Genomic DNA, 1,456 nt, shown 5'->3' on the forward strand with positions numbered 1-1,456 from the left:
TGGGCTGTCCTTCCTCCTTGAGACCTTCGAGATGAAACTCGATTGCCTCTCGGATCAGAGAAAGAGCTTCTTCCTTCGTTTCCCCTGCAGCCACGCATCCAGGAAGGTCTGGCACGTACGCGCCGTAAGACTCGGGGCCTTTTTCGACTACTACGAGATATCGCATACTTCACCTGTCTTTCTTTAAACCTGCCTGCTTCAAAGCACTGTTTAGCGTCCCGGCTGGCATGTCAATGCTAGGCTTGCCCGCCACCGTCACGGTTCCTTTCTTCGTCGGATGACGAAACTGACGGTGACTGCCTTTCGTCCGGACCAAAACCCATCCATCGGCTTCGAGCAAATCGATGAGCTCCTTGACCTTCACGATGGCTCGATCACCGCGGATGGACTATGGTGCATAACGCTGTGCTCAGCGGCGTGCGCTTGCGCGCGTCCGCTGCAGCAGTGATATAGAGGAGTCCGTTCTGGTTCGGAGTGATACTCATCACAGCCGGCAGGTATCTGCTGGTCGAACCAGGACATGCGCCCGCGGACTACGAATATCCAACTAGCAGCATGCTGATGCTCACTAACTTACATTCGAGTCCGCGGGTGCGCCGGGCGCTCAACGAATACTCAGGGTATGCCCTGCACGGCCCCCTATATTGCCTTCGCTCAGCCCGGCTCGCACGTCCTGACCTCCAACTTTAGCACCGAGGAGGTTCCTCATGAAATCGTCAGCTGATCAGAGCTATGCTGCTTTCGTCGGGATCGATTGGGCCGATCAGAAGCACGACATTTGTTTGAAGGCTGCCGCCAGCGGCGAGTACGAGCGTAGCGTCATCGCGCACCAGCCCGAAGCGATAGAGCGATGGGCGGGGGAGCTGCGGGAGCGCTTCGCTGGCCGGCCGATCGCCGTGTGCCTGGAGATTGCCCGCGGCCCGCTGGTGTCTGCGCTGCGGCGACATGACTTCTTGGTGCTGTTCCCCGTGAACCCGACCACGCTTGCCAACTACAGGTCGACCTTTTGCGTGAGCGGCGCCAAGGACGATCCGACCGACGCCGAGCTCGCGCTCGACCTGCTGCTGCGCCATCCCGAGAAATTGTGTGTGTTACGGCCGCAGAGCGGCGCCATGCGCAAGCTCGAGAAGCTCGTCCAGCAGCGGCGCATGTTGGTCGACGAAGTGCGGCGTGTCACCAATCGAATGACGGCAGCGCTGAAAGAGTACTTTCCTCAGGTGTCAACGTCGGTTTAAAACTGACCCACTGGGGGTGCGGCAGAAAACTTGGACTGGTTAGACAGCGATTCCCAGAGTTATGCGGTGCTCCCTCGGGCTCCGTGCGCCGAGCGAGATCTTGATCCGTGCGTCGTTGTACCAGCGGATATAGGCGTTGAGCGCTGCGATGAAATCGTCGATGGTCGTATTCAACCAATCCCGAGCGTAGAAGAGTTCGTTCTTCAGCCTGCCGAAGAAGC

General features: G+C 58.7%; 4 protein-coding genes. 1 reads left to right on the forward strand and 3 read right to left on the reverse strand.

The window, feature by feature from the left end:
• Positions 1 to 166: type II toxin-antitoxin system HicB family antitoxin (locus I8N66_RS37345; RefSeq protein WP_291165602.1), on the reverse strand; the 166-nt coding region annotated here is incomplete at its 3' end.
• A gap of 3 nt (positions 167 to 169) precedes the next feature.
• Positions 170 to 364: a type II toxin-antitoxin system HicA family toxin gene (locus I8N66_RS37350; protein ID WP_291165596.1), complete on the reverse strand. Its 195-nt coding sequence runs from the start codon at positions 362 to 364 to the stop codon at positions 170 to 172.
• A 343-nt stretch (positions 365 to 707) separates the two neighbouring features.
• Here I8N66_RS37350 and I8N66_RS37355 point away from each other — a divergent pair, with 343 nt between their 5' ends.
• Positions 708 to 1,235 carry a transposase gene (locus tag I8N66_RS37355; protein WP_291165598.1) on the forward strand — a complete coding sequence of 176 codons (528 nt, stop codon included), beginning with the start codon at positions 708 to 710 and terminating at the stop codon, positions 1,233 to 1,235.
• Between the two features lie 39 nt (positions 1,236 to 1,274).
• Here the strand turns inward: I8N66_RS37355 and I8N66_RS37360 are convergent.
• Positions 1,275 to 1,456 (reverse strand): IS3 family transposase (locus tag I8N66_RS37360; protein WP_291165600.1); only part of this gene is annotated, 182 nt, incomplete at its 5' end.

It is taken from the genome of Ensifer sp. SSB1 (assembly GCF_016652895.1).
Taxonomy (GTDB): domain Bacteria; phylum Pseudomonadota; class Alphaproteobacteria; order Rhizobiales; family Rhizobiaceae; genus Ensifer.